Here is an 18,746-nt window from a genome sequence, read left to right as displayed (position 1 = left end):
GCGGCACCCGTGGACCGTCCTCGCTAGCCGCCGGCCGCGGTGGTGCCGGCGATCCAGCCCCAGGCGAGGGCGGAGCCGATGGTCGCGCCCGGCGAGACGATGCCGGGGCCGATCGCGCCGGCCATCGCATTGCCCGCCGCGAACAGCCCGGGCAGGGGGTCACCGTTCCAGCGCAGCACCCGGGCCCGTTCGTCGGTGAGCGGGCCGCCCTTGGTGCCGACGGAGCCGGGCAGGACCAGCACGGCGCACAGCGGGGGTTCGGCGACGGTGCCGAGGTTCGGGTGGGGGGCCGTGGGGTCCCCGCCGGCACGGTCGTAGTGGGTCGTTCCCCGGCCGTGGTCGGGGTCGAGGCCCCGGGCGGCGAACTCGTTGAAGCGCCGGAGCGTCCGGGTGAGCGTCCCGGGGTCGATGCCGGTGCGGGCGGCGAGTTCGGCCGGGGTCGCCGCTTCGACGGCGTGCGGGGGCAGCGGCTGTCCGGGGCGGGCGCCGGCGAACGGGTAGCGGGCCCGGTAGCGGGCGTCGGCGACGGCCCAGGCCGGGGTGTTGCGCGGGTGCCCGGTGGCGGGGTCGAGTTCGGCGAAGGCGAGGGCGACGTTGTGGCTGGACTCGTTGACGAAGCGCCGGCCCGCGGAGTTGACCCAGATGACGTGCGGGAGCATGCGCTCCGCGAGCGTCAGTTCGGGCCGGGGGGTGCCGTCGGGCCAGGCGGCGCCCGGGCGCTGGGTGACGGGCCAGGACCAGCACTCCCCCGTGTGGGCGAGCGCCGCGCCCGCCCCGGCGGCCAGCCGCAGTGCGTCGCCGCGGCCCACCGGGGGCGTCACGGGATGGGCGTAGGGTCCGTCCAACAGCCGCGTGCACAGGGCACGGTCGTGTTCGAAGCCGCCGCAGGCCAGGACGACCGCCCGTCGCGCACGGAACTCCGGGCCCCCGTCCACCCGGACGCCGGTGACGGCGGTCGCCCCGGGCGCGCCGCTGGTGAGCAGTGCGGTGACCCGGTGGCCGCGGAGCAGGTCGACGCCACGGGCCCGGCAGCCGTGCAGCAGTCCGACGACCAGTCCCTGGCCCAGGGCGACCCGGCCGGCGGCCGTCCGCTCCTCGATCAGGCCCGGTGGGGGTGTTCCCCCGGTGACCAGGCGGAGCCGGGTGATCTCCTCGTTGGTGACCACCGGTGCGAAGAAGGGGGGCGGCCAGAACAGTTCCTCCGCGGCGCCCAGGGCGCCCAACGACACCGGGGCGACTTCGAGGTTGCGCCCGTGGGTGCGTCCGCCGGGCGCTTCGGCGAAGGAGTCGGGCAGGGTCGTCGGGGTGAAGCGGATCGGCGCGTGCTCCTCCAGGAAGCGGACCGTCCGGGGCGCCGCGTCCACGAACGCCGCGGCCAGGTGGGGATCGCGACCGCTGGTCCGGCCGAGCAGATAGGCCAGGGCGTCCCGGGGGTCGTCGGCGACGCCCACGTCGGCCATGTGGTGGTTGGCCGGGGCCCACACCTGACCCGCCGAAACGGCGGTGGCGCCGCCCCACCGGTCGCTGCCCTCCAGGACCAGCACGCTCGCGCCCCCGACGGCGGCGGCCAGCGCCGCGCACAGTCCGGCCGCCCCGGAGCCCACGATCACCACGTCATGGGGGCCGTCGTGACTCACCCGGTCTCCTCGGGTCCACCCGGTCCACCCGGTCCGGTTGTGGTTCTGGTTCTGCTTCTGCTTCTGCTTCTCATGCCAGGGTGAGGGCCAGGGCGCCGACGTAGACGATCTGGTAGAGCGTGCGCCGGCCGACGGGGTCGCCGAGCGCCGTCCCGCGGCGCGCGGCGGAAAGGTTGGCCGGGAACATCGCGATCAGCAGCAGCACGAGACAGATCGCCGCCCACGGCGCCGTGGCCGGGATCAACAGGCCGACCGCACCGGCCAGTTCGAGGACGCCGGTGAGCGTCACCAGCAGTTCGGGCCGCGGCAGGCCCGGCGGCACCATGTCGACGATCTCCGCCCGGAGCCTCGGGTGGAAGTGCGCGAGGCCGGTGAACACGAACATCACCGCCAGGCCGACGCGTAGCGCGGGCAGCCAGGCGTCGAGCACGTCCACGCCCGCGAACCCGGCCAGTCGTGCACCGGCGAAACCGACGAGGAGGGCGATCAGGGGTTCCATCCGTACCTCCGCCGGCGTGGGTCGGACGTCCGCGGCCGCCGTGGACGAGCCGCCGTCCCCCACTGAACCACCGGTGGGTGCCCGCGGTCGGCTCCGGGCGGGGACGGGCCGCCAACCGGGTGCCGGCCTCCCCCGTACGGACGACCCCGGGCGACCCGCTCGGGAGGCTGCGCGGCTTGGTACCGTCGCGCCGTCGGGCACCGCGGGACGGCGGTGGCCGCGCGGTCACGCACGGCGGCCCGTCCCGCCGGCCGGAGCGGAGGAGTTTTGCGGTGTCGAACGCCGTAGTCAGGCTCGCCCCGATGGGGCCCGAGCACGCCGGACAGGTCCTCGCGATCTACCGGGCGGGCATCGAGGAGGGCAACGCCACCTTCGAGACCGCTGCCCCGGACTGGGACGCCTTCGACGCCGCTCGGCTCCCGGCCCACCGTCGTGTCGCCCTCGACCCGCGGGGTTCGGTACGGGGGTGGGCCGCCGTCAGTGCGGTGTCCGCCCGGCCGGCGTACGCGGGGGTGGTCGAACACTCGGTGTACGTCCACCCCGACGCACGGGGTCGGGGTGTCGCCGGCGCCCTGCTGCGGGCGCTGATCGCCTCCACCGAGGCGGCCGGGATCTGGACCGTGCAGTCCGGGGTGTTCCCGGAGAACACCGCGAGCCTCGCCCTGCACGCACGGGCCGGGTTCCGGGTGGTCGGGGTCCGCGAGCGGGTGGCCCGCCACCACGGGGTCTGGCGCGATGTGGTGCTGATCGAGCGCCGCAGCACCGTCGTCGACTGACCGTTCCGAGCCCGCGGGCCCGGGGCCCGAACGCGGCGGGAACGGCCGCCGTGGTCGGCGCGTACGAAACCGCCGCGGCGGCCCCGTTCTCGCCGGGACCCGCTGCGGCGGTCGGTGGTTCAGGAGGCCCGGCGTTCGGGCCCGTGGTGTATCTCGACGCCACCGGAGTCGCCGAAGGTCAACCGGCAGGTGTCGGCCCGGTACGTGGCCACCGACACCGCGGCGGTGCGTCCGGCGGCGAAGAACCGGGTGGTGACGACCAGGACCGGTGCCCCGGGCAGCCGGTCGAGTTCCCGGGCGTCGTCGGCGCGGGCGGAGCCCAGCTCGACGGACCGGTCCTGCCCTTCGAGTCCGAGCCGCTGGAGTTCCCGCAGCACGGCGCGTCCGCGGGCCGTGCCCGACGGGTTGTCGATCCCGGAGACGTCCGGCACGGACGAACCGGGGACGTAGAGCAGTTCCGCGGCGACGGGCAGGCCGTTCGACACCCGGGTGCGCCGCACGATGTGCACCGCTTCCCCGTCGAGGGTCTCCAGCATCCGTGCGACCGCAGCAGGGGGCACGTCCGACTCGCTGCCAGCGGTCTGCCATGCTTCTCCGAGCGCGCCGGGCCAGTCCTGCTCGTCGGACCCGACGGCGACCCCGACGCGCGGCGGGGCGACCGTGGTGCCGACTCCGCGTCGACGATGGAGGCGCCCTTCGAGTTCGAGTTGCTCCAGTGCCTGCCGGAGCGTCGCGCGGGCCACCCCGAAGCGGGCTGCCAGCTCACGTTCGTTGGGCAGGATCTCGCCCACCGTGAACTCCGAGTCGAGTGCCTCGGTGAGCACGGTCTTCAGGTGCCAGTACTTGGGCTCCGGCACCGTCTCCAGTTGCGTGGTCCCCACCCTGTCCTCCGCAATCGCCGTGTCCCAGAAGCGTTTTTAGCGCCCTTGTTTATTAAAGGTTCCTGCACTATGTCTGCGACGATAGAGCCGAGCCACCCCTTGGTCAAGACCAATTCTGAATCGACACGGGGTCGATCCCGCTCCAGTCAAGACAACATTCATGAGGCGTTAGCGATGCTCACACGCCCGCAAGGCACTTGTCACATCGCGTACAGGGATCGTCACATGACGAAACCTTTACTTTCCGGCGCGCCGGCGACGAGTGGGCGCACAGCCGAGCGCCCCCGCGCACAAACTCACGCGGGGGCACCCAAGAGGGACTTCATCTGAGTGAGATGAGTTTGTCCGGATTTCGAATGATGTAGACGTGCTGAACGCGACCGTCCACCGCGTCCAGTTGGAAGACCGCGTCGGGTGCGCCGTCCTCACGGGCGAGGACCGCGATCCCTCCGTTGATTTCGAGGAGTTCGAACGTGGTGCCCCCGCCGGTGTCCTTGCGGGCGATGCCGCAGAGGAAGCGGGCCACCTTGTCGGCGCTCTCGATGACGCGCAGCGGCGCCCTGCTCTTGCCCCCGCTGTCGCCGACCAGCCGCGCGTCCGGCGCCAACATGGACAGCAGCCGCTCCAGATCGCCCTCGGCCGCGGCGGCGAGGAAGCGCTCGGTGAGGTCGCGGCGCTCGTCCGGATCGACGTCGTAGCGGGGCCGCCGCTCCTCGACGTGCTTGCGGGCGCGGTTGGCGAGCTGCCGGACGGCGGCCTCGGTGCGGTCGAGGGTGACGGCGATCTCCCCGTACGGGTAGCCGAACGCCTCCCGGAGGACGAACACCGCGCGTTCCAGGGGCGACAACGACTCCAGCACCACCAGTACGGCCAGCGACACCGTGTCGGCGAGGACGACGCGGTGCGCGCCGTCCTGGGCGACGGACCCGAAGTCGGTCACCAGCGGCTCGGGCAGCCACGGGCCGACGTAGGACTCGCGCCGGGTCTGCACCTGGCGGAGCCGGTCGATGGCGAGCCGGGTGGTGACGCGGACCAAGTAGCCCCGCGGGTCGCGCACCTCGCTGCGGTCCGCGCCCGACCAGCGCAGCCAGGCGTCCTGGACGACGTCCTCGGCGTCGACCACCCGGCCGAGCATGCGGTACGCCACGCCCGTCAGGACGGAACGGTGCTCCTCGAAGACTTCGGTCGCGGTGTCGACAGCCACGCCCCCATCCCACCCCGCGGTCCGGCCCGCTGTCCAGCCGGTACCGGTCGGCCCAAGGTGCCCCGGGTCGGCTCGGGTGCCCTGCTCAGGGGCCGTCGACACCGGCGGGGTCCACGGACCGACGCGGCGCCGGCGGGACCTCGCCGGTGGACCGGGCGACCCCGGCGCCCGTCGGGTCGGGCGGCCCGGCCGCCGCCCCGCCCGGCCGCCCGCCGAGGAGGCCCGCCCCGACGGCCACCCCCACCGCCACCAAGCCGCTGCCGACCGCCTGGGCGGTGCCGTAGGTCCCGGCCCCGACCAGGGGCGCGGTGGCGGCGGCAGCGACCGGGATCAGCCCGGAGAACAGCGTGGCCCGCTCCGCCCCGATGCGCTGCACACCGGCGTACCAGCAGACGAAGCCGATCACCGTGACGACCGCGGCGACCCACCCCAGGGCGAACGCCTCCGTCAGGTCGGGCATCCGCAGCCAGGCACCGCCGTCCAGCAGCACCCCGAGGAACGCCGACTCGACGGCGGCGAGCCCGCACACCACCGCCGACAACAGCTTGGGTCCCAGCGGGCGCAACACGGGCACGGCGAGCACCGCGAACCCCACCTCGCCGAGCAGCGCGCAGACGGAGAACGCCAACCCGGCCGCGTCGGTGCGCCCCCACCCCTGGACCGTGAAGGCGCCCACCGCGACCAGCAGGGCGCCGTACAGCGCCGCCCGGCCCGGTCGGCGCCCGGCGAGCGCCGGCACCAGGACGGCGACGACGATCGGCGCGCAGCCGACGAGCACCCCGGGCACCGCGGGTTCGGCGGTGCGCTCGGCCGCGAGCACGGCGAAGTTGAACCCGACCATGCCGACGGCGGCGAGCAGAAGCAGCAACAGCCACTGGCGGGCCGCCAAGCGGCGGACCGCGGCCGTGGCGCCCGGTCCCACCAGCGGGAGCAGCAGCAGGAAGGCGAGCCCGTAGCGGAGGAACAGACCGCCCGCGTAGGGGTAGTCACCGAGGAGGCTGTTGGCCGTGAAGGAGCCGCCGACCAGGACGCAGGCGAGGGCGGCGGACAGGGCTCCGCGCACGGAGTTCGCGTTCATGGGACCGACGTTAGGGACGCGGGTGGACCGGATTAAGGTCCACTTCCATGAGCGTATCGGGGACCACTTCCGGTGACGGGGCGGCGGGCCGGGGCGGCGGGCCCGGTAGCGCCGCGTGGGAACTGCTGCGGCCCGCGGTGGCGGCGCCGGCCCGGTCGCGGGGGCGGGCCCTGCGGTCGGCGCTGCGCGAGGCGGTCCGCAGCGGCCGGTTGGCCCCGGGGACCCGGCTGCCGTCCTCCCGCGACCTCGCCGGTGACCTCGGGGTGTCGCGCGGGCTGGTGACGGAGGCGTACGAACAGTTGACCGCGGAGGGGTATCTGCGCAGCGACCGCGGGGCCGGCACCTGGGTGGGCGGCGCGGCGCGGGCGGCCCGTCCGGCGGTCCGGGACCGTGCCCCGCGCCGGCCCGGTCCGGGCGTCGACTTCCAGCCCGGCACGCCGGACCTGTCGCTGTTCCCGCGCACGGGGTGGGCGGCCGCCCACCGCGCGGTCCTGGCCGAGGTGCCGCACGGGGCGCTCGGCTATCCCGACCCCGGGGGGTTGCCCCGGTTGCGTACGGCCCTCGCCGGGTTGTTGGCCCGCAGGCGCGGGGTGGTGGCGGATCCGCAGCGCCTGGTGGTGTGTTCGGGCGTCGCCCAGGCGCTGACCCTGGTGGGGCTGGTCCTGCACGCGCAGGGGGAGCGTGCGGTGGGGGTCGAGGATCCGGGCAGCCCGCCGCACGGCGACCTGTTCGCCGCGACGGGGGTGCGTGCCGTGCCCCTGCCGGTGGACGGGGAGGGGGTGGCCCTCCGTCCCCTCGCGGCATCGGGGGTGCGCTGCGTGGTGACCACACCCGCGCACCAGTTCCCGCTGGGGATCGCGTACTCGGCACGGCGGCGGGCCGACCTGCTGGAGTGGGCGCGGGCGGTGGACGGGCTGGTCGTGGAGGACGACTACGACGGCGACTTCCGGTACGACCGCTCCCCCGTGGGCGCCCTCCAGGGCCTCGACCCGGAACACGTGCTCTACACGGGATCGGTGAGCAAGTCGCTGGCCCCGGGGCTGCGGCTGGGGTGGCTGTTGGCGCCGGAGCGGCTGGTCGACGCGCTGGTGGAGCGCAAGCGGACCATGGACCTGGGCAATCCGGCCGCCGACCAGGAGGTGTTGGCGCGGTTCGTGGAGAGCGGAGCGTACGACCGTCAGTTGCGGCGGTGCGGGCGGGCCTACCGGGAACGACGGGACGCCCTGGTCGGGGCGGTGCGGGAGGGCTTCCCCGGCGCTCGGGTGACGGGGATCTCCGCGGGGCTGCACGTGATCGCCGCGCTGCCCGGGCGGTTCGGGCCCGAGGCGCGGTTCCTGGCCCGGGCGGAGGCGGCCGCCGTCGCCGTCCGGCCCCTGTCGTCGTACGCGGCGCACGCCTCCTCGGTTCCCGACGACGGCGCGGTACGGCTGGTGTTCGGTTATGCGCACCTGCCCCCGGCGCGGATCGTCGACGGGGTGCGGCGACTCGCCGCGGCGGTGGGGGCGGCGAGTCGGACGTGAGCCCGCCCGGGGCGGGTTGACCGAGCGTGACCCCGCCGCGGTGGCCGGATCGCGAGGGTGCGTCGAGTGCGTCCGCGATCGGCCCGGAGCCCAACGTCCCCGCAGGTCAGGCCGATTGTCAGTGGGGACACCTACCGTTTTCCCATGACCCGATCACTGCACGCCCTGGCCTACGCACGCCCTTCTTCGCTGGAGTCGGTGCCCGGTGGTCGGCGCCTCGGCCTGGAGACCTCCCAGGGCGCGACGCCGACCGGCCGGGAGGCCCACCCCCGGTTCTTCACCGGCTTCCTCACCTCGCCCCAGATCGCTTCGGCCGCCCTGCTCGCGGTGGCCGACGTGGCGGCGGCCCGGTACTACCAGCCGCAGTTGCGGGCCTCGCTCGACCCGGTGGTCACGGGCAACGGCGACCGCATCCGGTTCGAGTCGTTCTCGGGGTGCGGCGGGGTGTACGCGCGCCTCGACGTCCTGGCGCCGGGGCTGGACGGCGGCGAGATCGGGCACGGCACGACGAACGTGGACGTGAACAACCCCCTGCGCGAGGCGCTGTCCCGGATCGGCTCGGACGACCCCCTGCACCTGCGGGTCGGCCCGGACGACATGGTGGTCACCACGCTGGACGGGCCCGTCGTGGAGAAGAAGGTGCCGCTGCCGGACCGCTGGCTGCGGGGGTTCGCCGAGGCACAGGTGATAGCGGCCGGTTTCGAACTGCGGGCCGAACTGCCGGCCGGCGAGGCCGTGCGCTTCCTCCGTTCGCTGCCGAAGGGCAGTGGACGGGCGCGTCCGGCGCTGTGGGTGGTGCCCGCCGGACGGAGCCTGCGGCAGACCACCCGGCCGGTGCCGGGCGCGGTGTGCCTGCCGGGTCCCGATCGGCTGGTCGCCCTCCAGCGGGTGCTGCGGCACGCCACGGCGCTGCGGATCTACGGTCCGGCCGCGGTCGGGGAGGCGGCGGTCTCGGCCGCCTGGGAGGTCGTCCTGCCCGGCATGCGGCTGACCCTCACCCTGTCGCCCGAGGCGTCGCGCGGGTTCTCCGGTGAGGGCGGGGTGTTGGAGGCGCTGGCGACGGACGAGGCCGGGGAGGACGCGGAGCTGATCGGGGTGCTGCTGGCCTGGGAGCCCCGGATCGAGATCGCCGATCTCGCGGCGTCCTCCGGGCTCACCCCGGAGCGGGTGCGGGCCGCCCTGGTACGGCTCGGCACCTCGGGCCGGGTGGGGTACGACACCGCGGAGGCCGCCTACTTCCACCGCGAGCTGCCCTACGACGCGGCCCGTGCCGAGCGGCACAATCCGCGGCTGCGGTCCGCGCGCGCCCTGGTGCAGGCCGGGGCCGTGACGCTGGAGGGCGCCCTGGGCACGGTCACCGCCGAGGACGGCCATGTGCACCGGGTGCGCGAGGACGGCGGCCGACTGAGCTGCACCTGCCAGTGGTGGGCCGCGTACCGGGGCGGGCGGGGCCCGTGCAAGCACGCGCTGGCGGTGCGGATGGCCCGCCGGGAGGTCACGGCCCCCGTCGGCGCCGGGCGGACGGCCCCGGCCCCCGCGGTGGAGACGGACACCGGCGTCCGATGACGACCGGCCAGGCAGCGGTGACGAACCCGGCGAACCCCCGACACGACACGACGAAGGCAGCGGGAACGATGAGCACGCAGACGGCACGGACGACGGCATCCCCCGACCCGGCGGACCGGGCGGCGCAGGCGGGGCAGGCGGGGCAGGCGGCCCGGACGCCGCAACAGGCCACGGACGCACTCGTGGCGGCCGTGCGGGACGGAAACGTGTCCTCGGTGGTCACCCTGGCCCGGGCGATGACGACGGACGAGCGCCGTGCGGCGCTGTCCGGGCTGAAGGCGCTGCGCAAGGAACTGCGGACGGACTCGTGGTCCCGCCGGTCCCGGCGGACGTACCCGGCCCTGCACGCGGCGGGCGCCGCCTGCCACACCGGCGCGGTGGCCACGGCGACCTGGCTGACCGGCGCGGACATGCGTTGGTCCCCGGCCCCGCCCAAGCTGCTGCTGGAGGTGTTCGCCGACCGTGGTCCCGCGTGGCAGGGCGACGTGGCCCGGCGGCTCGCGGAGCGCCCGCCGTCCGCGAGGGTGGCGTACGAGTTGATGTCCGGGCTGGTCCGGCTCGCCGACTGCGCGGTTCCCACGACCGAGAGCTACGTGCGCGGGTGGATGGACGACGTCAGACGGCGTTGGTTGGCCGCCGGTCCCGAGCTGCTGGACCGGCTGCGCTCCGATCCGCATCTGGTGACCATGGTCACCGCCCTGTTCGAACTGGACGACATCGGCACGCAGTTGGAGTGGAGCTACGGCAGGGACGGCACCGAGGGCTGGATACCGACGTTGATCCGGCTGACGGCCGAGGGCGCCCTGGACCGCACGGCGATGCTGGACGCCTGTGTGGCCCGGCTGCTGCGCGGCGGCAGGACCGCCGACCAGCGGGCCTTCCTCACCCTGCTGGGGAAGTTGGCGCCCACGCGGGACGAGGAGCGGCAGCGCACCGCGGACTGGACGGCGCTGGTGGCGGACGCCGGGCCCACGGTGGCCGCACACGCCCAGGCGGTCCTCGGCTCGATGGCGTTGGAGGGGGAGTTGACGGCCCGACAGCTGGCGGAGGTGTCGCGGGGCGCGCTGTTCCGTCCGGAGAAGAAGCTCGTACGATCCCAACTCATCCTGCTCGGGAAGGTGTTCAGCGCCTCGCCGGAGCTGCTGCCGGAGCTGTTGCCCGCGGTCGCCTATGCCTTCGGGCACCAGGACACCGACCTCCAGGAACGCGCCCTCAAGCTGGTGGAGAAGTACGCCGCCCAGGTGCCCGGCGCCGTCCGGGAGGAGGTCCTGGCTGCGGCCGATCAGCTGAGCGCTCCCCTGCGCCCGCGCGCCGCCCGCGCCCTGGGCGGTGCGCCCGGGGCCCTGGAGTCCACGGAGACGGAACCGTACGAGGAGTTCCTGCCGCCGGTGCCCGAGCCCGGCCGGCGGGTCCCGCCGATCGGGTCGGTGGCGGAGCTGGCGGAGGAGGTGGGCGCCCTGCTGACGAGCAGTGGCCGCAGCGACGCGGTGACCTTCGAACGCGTCCTCGACGCCCTGGTGCGGTACGCGCACACGGACCGGGAGGCCCTGGTCGAGGCGGTGCGCCCGGTCGTCGTGCGGCGCTGGTGGTACCCCGGAGCGTCCGAGCACGGGCGGCCGAACATCAACTTCGGTGTGGACACGTACGGGATCGAGGTGGTCCTCGCGAGCCTGTTCGAGGTCGTGCGCACCGCCACGCTCCACACGGCGGCGCGCAGGAGCGCACAGGGCCTGGACAGCTGCGTGCACGCGGTGCTGGAGCAACCCCGTCGGGCCCGTCTGTGGGAGGCGGCGTACCGGGTGGGCAGCGACCGGCCGCCGTTCCTCCTGGCCACCCCGACCTGGACCTCGGGGCAGGTCGATCCGGCGGAACTCGTGGCCCGGCTGGACGCGTACCGACGGCTGGGGGTGAGCCCCGGCGAGGTGGACTTCGCACAGGCGCTGCTGCGGGTGCGCCGGGACGAGCGGGCGGACCCGGGGACGGCCACGGGCCCCTCCCCGGAGGCCGCCGCTGCCGCGACCGCCGCCAGCGGGCTCGGAACGCCGGAGGGCGACCGTCTCGCCCGCTGGCTGACCGACGGCGAGCCCCCGCCGCCGTCGATCCGGGTCGTGACGGACCAGGAGAGCCAAGCCCTGTTGGTCGGGGTGGGCCAGGTGCACAGCCTCTTCGAGGAGCTTCCGGGCGTGTTCCGCGCCATGGGCGCCCCGTTGGAGGCGGACACCCACGCGAGCCGGTCCTGCTACCACTGGACCGTCGAGCACGAGGGCCACGAACTGCTGACCGTGCCGGGCCGGCGGGAGCTGGTGGCGGCCCGGCTGGTCGGTCTGCTGTCGCAGACCGCCCGGTACAACGCCAGCGGTGACGTGGCCTATCTGCCGAGCCTCGCCGAGGCGCCCGGCCCGGCCGGTCCCGCGGTCCACCTCTCCATGGCGTACGGCATCGGTGCGCGCAACAGCGAGGAGCGGGTCGCTGCGGTGGACGCCCTGCTGGTGCTGGCCGCGCGGGGGCAGCTCGACGCCCCGCTGCTGGGGGACCTGCTGAGCACCCTGATGCTCCGCGGCACGGTCAAGCCGTCGCGCGCCGTGGACAGCGTGCGCACGGCAGCGGCGACGGGCGCGTACCGCACGGTGGGGGCGGTACTGCGGGAAGCGCTGCCCGCGCTGCTGGCGGGCCCCGCGCACGACGGCAAGGCCCTGCGGGGCGTGGCGGACCTGTTGGCCGTGGCGGCGGAGTGCGCGGAGCGCACCGGGGAACGGGGCACGGTCGCGCACCTCGCGGAGTTGGCGGCCCGCAGCGGCAGCGCCCGGCTGCTCACCCAGGCCCGACGCCTGCACGCGGCGCTCGGGGAGGAGTCCACCGGGTGATCGGGGCACGGGGCGGGGCGGCGCGCGGGGTGTTTTACCCATCGGTCACAAACGGTTCGTGATCACGCAACACGTCCGCACCACAGTGACGGCATGAGTCGAGACCTCCCCGTCCCCCGCCCCGCCGGCCACGAGCGGCGCGCACACCACTGGCGCCGGGACGTGGTGGAGCTGGCCGCCCTGTTCACGGCGGTGGCCGTGGCGGACGCCGTGGCCAATCTGATCGGCCACGGGCCGAGCGGACCCGCGCTGCTGCTGGTCTCGGCGGTGGTGCTGCTGGCCACGGCGGGGTTCCACACCTGGTGGGCCCACCGCTCGCGCGGCCACGACCACCCGGCGGGGCCCGGCCGGACGGCGCCGCACGCCCTTGCGGACCGGGTCCCGTCCGCGGTCCCCGGTCCGCAAGGGCCGGGAGCGACGGAGTTGTGGCGGCTGCGCACCACGGTCCGCGACGCCCCGGGCTCGCTCGCGGCGCTGTGCGCGGCCCTGGCCGAGCACGAGGTGGACATCCTGGGCCTCCAGACCCACCCCCTGGCCGAGGGCACGGTGGACGAACTCCTGGTGCGGGCGCCGGCGGGGCTCCCCGCGGGCGAGGTCACCCGGGCCGTCGCCCGGGCCGGCGGTACCGGAACCCGGATCGAACGGGCCGACCCGCACGACCTGGTCGACGCGTCCACCCGGGCCCTGGGCCTCGCCACCCGCACCGCTCTGGACCCGGCGGAACTCCCGCTGGCGCTCCGTCAGCTCCTGGGCCGCTGCACGGTCCGTTCCCACCCTGCTCCCCGCACCGGAGCCCACCACCCCGACGCGTCGGCGGAGGGCGTCCTGCCGGGGGACACGGTCCTGCGGCTGCGGGCCCCGGACGGCGGCCACCTCACCGTGGAACGGCCCCACCTCCCCTTCACGCCGACGGAGTTCGCCCGCGCCCGGGCGCTGGTGGAGTTGGACACCCGGCTGGGTCCCCGGGTGCCGCGGCAGCAGGACCGGGTGGCCCTGGCGCGCGGTGGGGAGGTGACCGTGCGGCGGGCCTCGCCCGCGGACCTCGCGGAGGCGAAGGCCCTGCACGAGCGGTGTTCGTCCCAGACGCTGCGGATGCGGTACCACGGCTCCGTCAAGGACGCCGACCCGTACCTGCGCCGGCTGCTGGCCCCGGGCTTCGGCCGCACCCTGGCCGCGCGGACCGCCTCCGGCCGGATCGTCGCGCTCGGGCACCTGCTGTGGGACGGGGACGAGACGGAGGTGGCCCTCCTGGTCGAGGACGCGTGGCAACGACGGGGCATCGGCAGCGAGCTCCTGGGGCGCCTGGTGACCACGGCCGAGGAGGCGGGCTGCGCGAGCGTCTACGCGGTGACCCAGGCGTCCAACACCGCGATGGTGGCGGTGATGCGCGGGCTGGGACTACCGCTCGACTACCAGCTCGACGAAGGGGTGCTGGTCATCACGGCCCGGCTGGACGGGGTCGCGGCCGGCAGCCCTTCGCCGTCGGCAGCCGGTGTCGCCGACCGCGGTGCCGCGCCGCCCGCCCCGTGACGGACGCTGGCGTCGCCCGGCGGGCCGGGGGCGCTCAGCAGTGGACGTGTTCGTCGTCGTCGAGCGCGGTCTCGGTGCCCACCCAGAACACTCCGGGGTCGAAGGAGACCCGTAACAGGACCCGGCCGCCGGCCAACTCCTTCTCGAAGCAGACGTCGGTGCGCCGCACCCGGGAGTCGCCCGCTGCCCGTGCGGTGGTCACCCGGGTCCAGCCGTCGCCCTCCGCCAAGGCGCGGTAGTGGTCCCGGACCACCTGGTGGTCGCCGTCGAACTCGTAGCTGCGGGTGGCCGACAGCAGTTCGTCGTCGCGGCCGTCCATGCAGCCCACCTCCAGGGTCTGCCAGCCCGTCGCGATCCGCGCTCCTTCGGGCGGCGACCCGAGGAGGGACACCGAGGAGATCTCGTCCGCCCTGGCCTTGGTCCCGAGGCAGTCGTCGTCGTCCAGCAGCAGGCCCCCCATCAGCCGATTGAGTCCGAACAGCAGTGTCAGTCCCACCAGCAGGGCGCCCAGAACGGTCACGACGACGAGCTGCCACAAGGTGAGTCCGGTCGGTTTCGTCGACACCGTCCCGCCCCCAGGTACGTCCCCGGGCGCCCGTACGGTTCCGGATCGCGGCGCCCGGGCCCGAAGTTACACGTCCGACGGGCGCTCCGGTGGCACTGGGTGCATTCCGGGCCACTCCGGTCGACGGGGCGGACCCGCGGAGGAATCGAACGGAGTTCCGATCACGGGGGACCGCGGGCGACGGTTCCGGCCGATCGGCCACCCGGTTGCCTCCGCCACGAACACCGAGGCCCCCGTGACGACGTACGGGTCCGCGTACGAGGATGTCCGCATGTCAGAGACGAAGAGCCCGCTGCCCCGCGAGGTCGCCGACGCCTATGTCGACGACCTCGTCGCCCTCGATCCGGTGACCGGCACCTACCTGGGGGTTCGCGCGAGCCACCGTGCCCTTCCGGACTACTCCCCCGCCGGCCAGGCCGCCCGGGCGGACCTGGCCCGCCGGACGCTGACCCGCCTGGACGCGGCCGAGGCGCTGCCGGGCGCCGGCGCCGACCGGGAACGCCGCTGCGGCCGGCTGCTGCGCGAACGGCTCACCGCGGGACTGGCCGTCCACGACGCGGACGAGCACCTGAGGGCGGTCGGCAACATGTTCTCGCCCCCGCACGACGTGCGCGAGGCGTTCTCCCTCACCCCGACCGACACGGACGAGGACTGGGCCGTGCTCGCCGTCCGGCTGCGCGCGGTACCGGCCGCGCTGGCCGGGTACCGCGAGTCGCTGGCCCTGGGCCTGGAGCGCAAGCTGTTCGCCGGTCCGCGCCCCACCGCCACCTTCATCGGCCAGCTCACCGAGTGGACCGAGCCCGATGCCGCGGGCGACTCCTGGTTCGAGCAGTTCGTGGCCCCCGGCCCGCAGTCGTTGCGCGCGGAGCTGACCGAGGCCGCCCGGATCGCCCGGACGGCGTTCGCCCAACTGCGCGACTGGATGGCCGCGGAGTACGCCCCGGCGATCGAGGGAGCGCCGGACCCGGTGGGCCGCGAACGGTACGCACGGTGGTCCCGCTACTTCAACGGTACGGACCTCGACCTCGGCGAGGCGTACGCGTACGGCTGGTCCGAGTACCACCGGCTGCTGGCGGAGATGCGGGCGGAGGCCGAGAAGGTGCTGCCGGGCGCCGCCACGCCGTGGGTCGCGCTGGCCCACCTCGACGCGCACGGACGGCACATCGAGGGCGTCGAGGAGGTCCGGGTCTGGCTCCAGGACCTGATGGACCGGGCGATCGACGCGTTGGACGGCACGCACTTCGAACTCGCGGACCGCGTACGGGTCGTGGAGTCCAGGATCGCGCCGCCCGGAGGGGCCGCCGCGCCGTACTACACGGCGCCGTCCGAGGACTTCTCGCGCCCGGGCCGCACCTGGCTGCCGACCATGGGACTCGACCGCTTCCCGGTCTACGACCTGGTGTCCACCTGGTACCACGAGGGCGTGCCCGGCCATCACCTCCAGCTCGCGCAGTGGGCCCACGTCCAGGAGGACCTGTCGCGCTACCAGGCGGGCGTCGGCGGGGTGAGCGCCAACTGCGAGGGCTGGGCCCTGTACGCGGAGCGGCTGATGGACGAGTTGGGCTTCTTCACCGACGCGGAGACCCGACTCGGCTACCTGGACGCCCAGATGATGCGGGCGGTGCGGGTCATCGTGGACATCGGCATGCACCTGGAGCTGGAGATCCCGGCCGGTTCGCCCTTCCACCCGGGCGAGCGCTGGACCACCGCACTGGCCGAGGAGTTCACCGGCGCGCACAGCAGCCGCCCGGCCGACTACGTGGCCAGCGAGCTGACCCGGTACCTGTCGATCCCCGGTCAGGCCATCGGCTACAAACTCGGCGAGCGCGCGTGGTTGCTCGGTCGGGAGCGGGCCAAGGAGCGCCACGGGGAGGCGTTCGACGCCAAGGCGTGGCACATGGCGGCCCTCTCCCAGGGGTCCCTGGGCCTGGACGACCTGGTGGACGAGTTGTCCCGGCTGTAGCGGGCGGGCGCCGTCCGCTCCTGCTCGTCCGCCCCCGCTTCGGAGGAACGCCCGTGCGTCCCGGATTCCTGTTCCCCTGCGACCCGCTGCGCCCGACCCGCGTCGACCCGGAGTTCGGGCCGCAGGCGGCGGCCGTGCGCGCGGCCGGCGCACCGCTCGCGTTGCTCGACCACGACGCACTCACCGCCGGCGCGGCCCACGCGGCGGTGGCCGCCGTCCCCACCGGGTCGGGCGCCTACTGGTACCGGGGGTGGATGGTGCCTGCCGGGCGATACGGGGAGTTGGCGCGGGCCGTGCAGGAACGGGGGTGTGCGCTGCTGACCGGGCCGGCGCGGTACACCCGGGCCCATGAACTGCCCGGGTGGTACGCCGCGTTCGCCGAGCTGACCCCGCGCAGTGCCTGGCGGGCCGCCGTGCCGTCGGCCCCGCCCGACCGGGCGGCGCTCGGGGAACTGGCGGCTTCGCTGCGACCGGGCGCGGCGGTGGTGAAGGACTACGTGAAGTCCCGCAAGCACGAGTGGGACGAAGCGTGTCACGTGCCCGACCTCGGGGACGCGGAGCGACTGGCCGCAGTGGTGGACCGTTTCTTCGCGCTCCAGGACGAGTCGCTGGCCGGCGGGCTGGTGCTCCGGGAGTTCGAACCGTTCGTCGCGGGCGGCGAGGCCCGGGTGTGGTGGGTGGACGGCGAGCCGGTCCTGGTGACCGCGCACCCCGACACCCCGGGCGGCTGTCCGGTTCCGGAGCTGGCGGGGGTCCGGGCGGCCGTCGCCGCGCTGGACTGCCGGTTCGTGACGACGGACCTGGCGCTGCGGACGGACGGGGAGTGGCGGGTGGTGGAGGTCGGGGACGGGCAGGTCAGCGGGTTGCCCCGGGACGGGGCCGCCGGCGGGGCCGTCGACACGCTGGTCGCTGTGCTGTACCGGGCCCCGGTCGACGGGGTCGTCCGGTAGCTGCCGGTCCTCACGGGGGCGGGTCGCGCAGGTCCCGGACGTACCGGTCGAACCGTACGGCGTCGCCGTGCGGCCGCGGGCCGGGGGTGAACCCCGCCCGCCGCGCGACCGCCGCGGATGCGGGGTTCGCCGGATCGACCTGGATCACGGCTTCCTCCCCGCCCTCGGTGGCCGCGTGCCGAGACGCCAGGAGGACGGCGCGGGTGGACGGCACGGTCGCCTCGCGCCACCGGTTTCCGCGGGACGCCTCCTCCGCGACCTCCCGTCACCAGGGGCGCGGGGAAATCCGCTGTCCCCGGGGAGCCGGGATACGGGACCCTGCCCCTCGTGACCTCGACGACGTCCCCCTCGCGCACCCTGTTCCTGCCGCCCCGGCCCACGGCGACCGGCCGCGCCCTGGCGGCTGCCGCCGAGCGGCGCGGGCTCGGCTGCGAGGTGCTGCCGGGGCGGTGGGTGCCGGACGCGGTGCGCGGTGCGCCCGGGCCCGCCCTGTTCGCGGGTCCGGGGTTCGCCGACGTGGTGGCGGTGGAGTTGGGGCTCGGTCTGTTGGAGGCCCCGGTGGACTGGTTGGCGGCGCTTCCCCGGGAACTGACGGGCCGGCACGTCGAGTGCGTTCCGCTCGCCGCGGCGCGGGCACTGCGGCGGCCCGCGTTTGTCAAGCCCCCCAACGACAAGAGCTTTCCGGCCAGGATCTACCCGGACGGCAGTCGGCTGCCGGGTCCCGACGCCCTGGACGACACCACCCCGGTACTGGTCAGCGATGTCGTGGCGTTCACCGCCGAGTACCGCCTGTTCCTGTTGGACGGCGAGGTGCGCACCGGCAGCCGCTACGGGGTGCGGGGCGGTCGGGACCTCCTCCCGCTCGATGCGGATCCCTGTGGTGCCCGGGTGCGCGAGTTCGCCGCCCGGGTGGTGGCGGCGGGGCCCCGGCTGCCGTCGGCGATCGTGGTGGACGTGGGGCGGCTGGTGGACGGCGGCTGGGCGGTGATCGAGGCCAACGCGGCCTGGGCCAGCGGCCATTACGCGGCCGATCCGGACGCCGCCCTGGAGGTGCTGTTGCGCGCCGCCCGCCCCCGGGAGAGCGTCACAGCGGCGGATGAAACGTTCCTGCGCCCCCGGTAGGAGCAGGCGCGGGAACGGGAACCGCGGTCCCGGACCGGAGCGGTCACCGCGCGACGGCCAGGAAGCTGGCGACCGGGCGCGGGGTGCTCACCGTAGGCGTGCGTCAGACGGACGTGTTCACCGTGCCCGACCCGACTGACGAGCAGCAGTGGCGCACCGGGCGCCAGGGTGCGGTGGAAACTCGGCGAACACGCCCGGAAGCGACTCCGGCGGCGTGTGGTGGACGGAGTAGTGGGCCAGGAGGCCGCCGAGTCGGTGGTCACCGATCTCCAGCGCGGTCATGGAACCCACGGTGAACCGCAGTGCGGGATGGGCCTCCCGGGCCAGTTCCCCCATCCGCGGCGACACGTCGATGCCGAAGGCCGGCACCCCCAGTGCGGCGAGGTGCGCCGTCACCTTGCCGGGACCGCACCCCACGTCGGCGACCGGCCCGTGGGCCCCGGTCCGGACGAGTTCGGCGAACGCGGTCAGCACCGCCCGGGACAGCGGATCCCGTTCGGAGGGCGCCTTGACGTGCTGCGCGTAGTCGGCGGCGACGGTGTCGTAGGACTCCCGGACCGCGGCGAGGAAGGGGGGCTCGGTCACCCCGCC

Annotated in this window: 15 protein-coding genes and 1 pseudogene; 8 read left to right on the top strand and 8 right to left on the bottom strand. The window is 75.1% G+C overall.

Annotation, left to right across the window (positions count from 1 at the left end):
* Window positions 1–23: 23 nt before the first annotated feature.
* Both ACFYOU_RS27615 and ACFYOU_RS27610 read right to left on the bottom strand, forming a co-directional pair.
* Window positions 24–1,637, bottom strand: a complete 1,614-nt coding sequence (locus ACFYOU_RS27615; protein WP_391309284.1) for an FAD-dependent oxidoreductase — start codon at window positions 1,635–1,637, stop codon at window positions 24–26.
* A gap of 70 nt (window positions 1,638–1,707) precedes the next feature.
* Window positions 1,708–2,136, bottom strand: coding sequence for a DoxX family protein (locus tag ACFYOU_RS27610; RefSeq protein ID WP_391309283.1), 429 nt, complete (start codon window positions 2,134–2,136; stop codon window positions 1,708–1,710).
* Window positions 2,137–2,438: 302 nt separating this feature from the next.
* Between ACFYOU_RS27610 and ACFYOU_RS27605 the strand changes: the two genes are divergently transcribed.
* Window positions 2,439–2,912, top strand: a complete 474-nt coding sequence (locus ACFYOU_RS27605) for a GNAT family N-acetyltransferase (RefSeq protein ID WP_389768420.1) — start codon at window positions 2,439–2,441, stop codon at window positions 2,910–2,912.
* Window positions 2,913–3,031: 119 nt separating this feature from the next.
* Here the strand turns inward: ACFYOU_RS27605 and ACFYOU_RS27600 are convergent, their stop codons facing one another.
* The 3 genes from ACFYOU_RS27600 to ACFYOU_RS27590 all read right to left on the bottom strand — a co-directional run bounded on the left by ACFYOU_RS27600 (window position 3,032) and on the right by ACFYOU_RS27590 (window position 6,075).
* Window positions 3,032–3,793, bottom strand: coding sequence for a GntR family transcriptional regulator (locus tag ACFYOU_RS27600; RefSeq protein WP_389768244.1), 762 nt, complete (start codon window positions 3,791–3,793; stop codon window positions 3,032–3,034).
* Window positions 3,794–4,115: 322 nt separating this feature from the next.
* Window positions 4,116–4,997: an RNA polymerase sigma factor SigJ gene (sigJ, locus tag ACFYOU_RS27595; protein ID WP_391309281.1), complete on the bottom strand. Its 882-nt coding sequence runs from the start codon at window positions 4,995–4,997 to the stop codon at window positions 4,116–4,118.
* Window positions 4,998–5,082: 85 nt separating this feature from the next.
* Entirely contained in the window at window positions 5,083–6,075 is a 993-nt protein-coding gene (locus ACFYOU_RS27590; RefSeq protein ID WP_391309280.1) for an EamA family transporter, read from the bottom strand.
* 47 nt (window positions 6,076–6,122) lie between these two features.
* Here ACFYOU_RS27590 and ACFYOU_RS27585 point away from each other — a divergent pair, with 47 nt between their 5' ends.
* The 4 genes from ACFYOU_RS27585 (at window position 6,123) to ACFYOU_RS27570 (ending at window position 13,555) form a co-directional block, all read left to right on the top strand.
* A complete protein-coding gene (locus ACFYOU_RS27585) occupies window positions 6,123–7,595 on the top strand; it encodes an aminotransferase class I/II-fold pyridoxal phosphate-dependent enzyme (RefSeq protein WP_391309278.1) in 1,473 nt (490 codons plus the stop codon).
* A 144-nt stretch (window positions 7,596–7,739) separates the two neighbouring features.
* Window positions 7,740–9,161 carry an SWIM zinc finger family protein gene (locus ACFYOU_RS27580; protein ID WP_391309276.1) on the top strand — a complete coding sequence of 474 codons (1,422 nt, stop codon included), beginning with the start codon at window positions 7,740–7,742 and terminating at the stop codon, window positions 9,159–9,161.
* A gap of 68 nt (window positions 9,162–9,229) precedes the next feature.
* Window positions 9,230–12,025, top strand: a complete 2,796-nt coding sequence (locus ACFYOU_RS27575; protein WP_391309274.1) for a DUF6493 family protein — start codon at window positions 9,230–9,232, stop codon at window positions 12,023–12,025.
* 93 nt (window positions 12,026–12,118) lie between these two features.
* Window positions 12,119–13,555, top strand: a complete 1,437-nt coding sequence (locus ACFYOU_RS27570; protein ID WP_391309272.1) for a GNAT family N-acetyltransferase — start codon at window positions 12,119–12,121, stop codon at window positions 13,553–13,555.
* Between the two features lie 34 nt (window positions 13,556–13,589).
* On the opposite strand, the gene ACFYOU_RS27565 is transcribed toward ACFYOU_RS27570, so the two are convergent.
* On the bottom strand, window positions 13,590–14,120 hold the full coding sequence (locus tag ACFYOU_RS27565) for a hypothetical protein (protein WP_391309270.1): 531 nt from the start codon (window positions 14,118–14,120) through the stop codon (window positions 13,590–13,592).
* Window positions 14,121–14,391: 271 nt separating this feature from the next.
* Between ACFYOU_RS27565 and ACFYOU_RS27560 the strand changes: the two genes are divergently transcribed.
* Together ACFYOU_RS27560 and ACFYOU_RS27555 are read left to right on the top strand one after the other, a co-directional pair.
* Entirely contained in the window at window positions 14,392–16,083 is a 1,692-nt protein-coding gene (locus ACFYOU_RS27560) for a DUF885 family protein (RefSeq protein ID WP_391309269.1), read from the top strand.
* Between the two features lie 53 nt (window positions 16,084–16,136).
* The gene (locus tag ACFYOU_RS27555) at window positions 16,137–17,033 is read left to right on the top strand and encodes an ATP-grasp domain-containing protein (protein ID WP_391309267.1); all 897 of its coding nucleotides are present in this window, start codon (window positions 16,137–16,139) and stop codon (window positions 17,031–17,033) included.
* Window positions 17,034–17,043: 10 nt separating this feature from the next.
* On the opposite strand, the gene ACFYOU_RS27550 is transcribed toward ACFYOU_RS27555, so the two are convergent.
* Window positions 17,044–17,181 carry a hypothetical protein gene (locus tag ACFYOU_RS27550; RefSeq protein WP_391309265.1) on the bottom strand — a complete coding sequence of 46 codons (138 nt, stop codon included), beginning with the start codon at window positions 17,179–17,181 and terminating at the stop codon, window positions 17,044–17,046.
* A gap of 179 nt (window positions 17,182–17,360) precedes the next feature.
* On the opposite strand from ACFYOU_RS27550, the gene ACFYOU_RS27545 reads away from it, so the two are divergent.
* On the top strand, window positions 17,361–18,155 hold the full coding sequence (locus ACFYOU_RS27545) for an ATP-grasp domain-containing protein (RefSeq protein ID WP_391309262.1): 795 nt from the start codon (window positions 17,361–17,363) through the stop codon (window positions 18,153–18,155).
* An 80-nt stretch (window positions 18,156–18,235) separates the two neighbouring features.
* Here the strand turns inward: ACFYOU_RS27545 and ACFYOU_RS27540 are convergent.
* A pseudogene (locus ACFYOU_RS27540) lies at window positions 18,236–18,740 on the bottom strand (class I SAM-dependent methyltransferase); the annotation flags it as partial.
* Window positions 18,741–18,746: the final 6 nt, after the last annotated feature.

It is taken from the genome of Streptomyces sp. NPDC005955, assembly GCF_042871255.1.
Classification (GTDB): domain Bacteria; phylum Actinomycetota; class Actinomycetes; order Streptomycetales; family Streptomycetaceae; genus Streptomyces.
The sequence above is the reverse complement of the archived record's forward strand: the minus strand, read 5'-3'. Positions and strand labels throughout refer to the sequence as shown.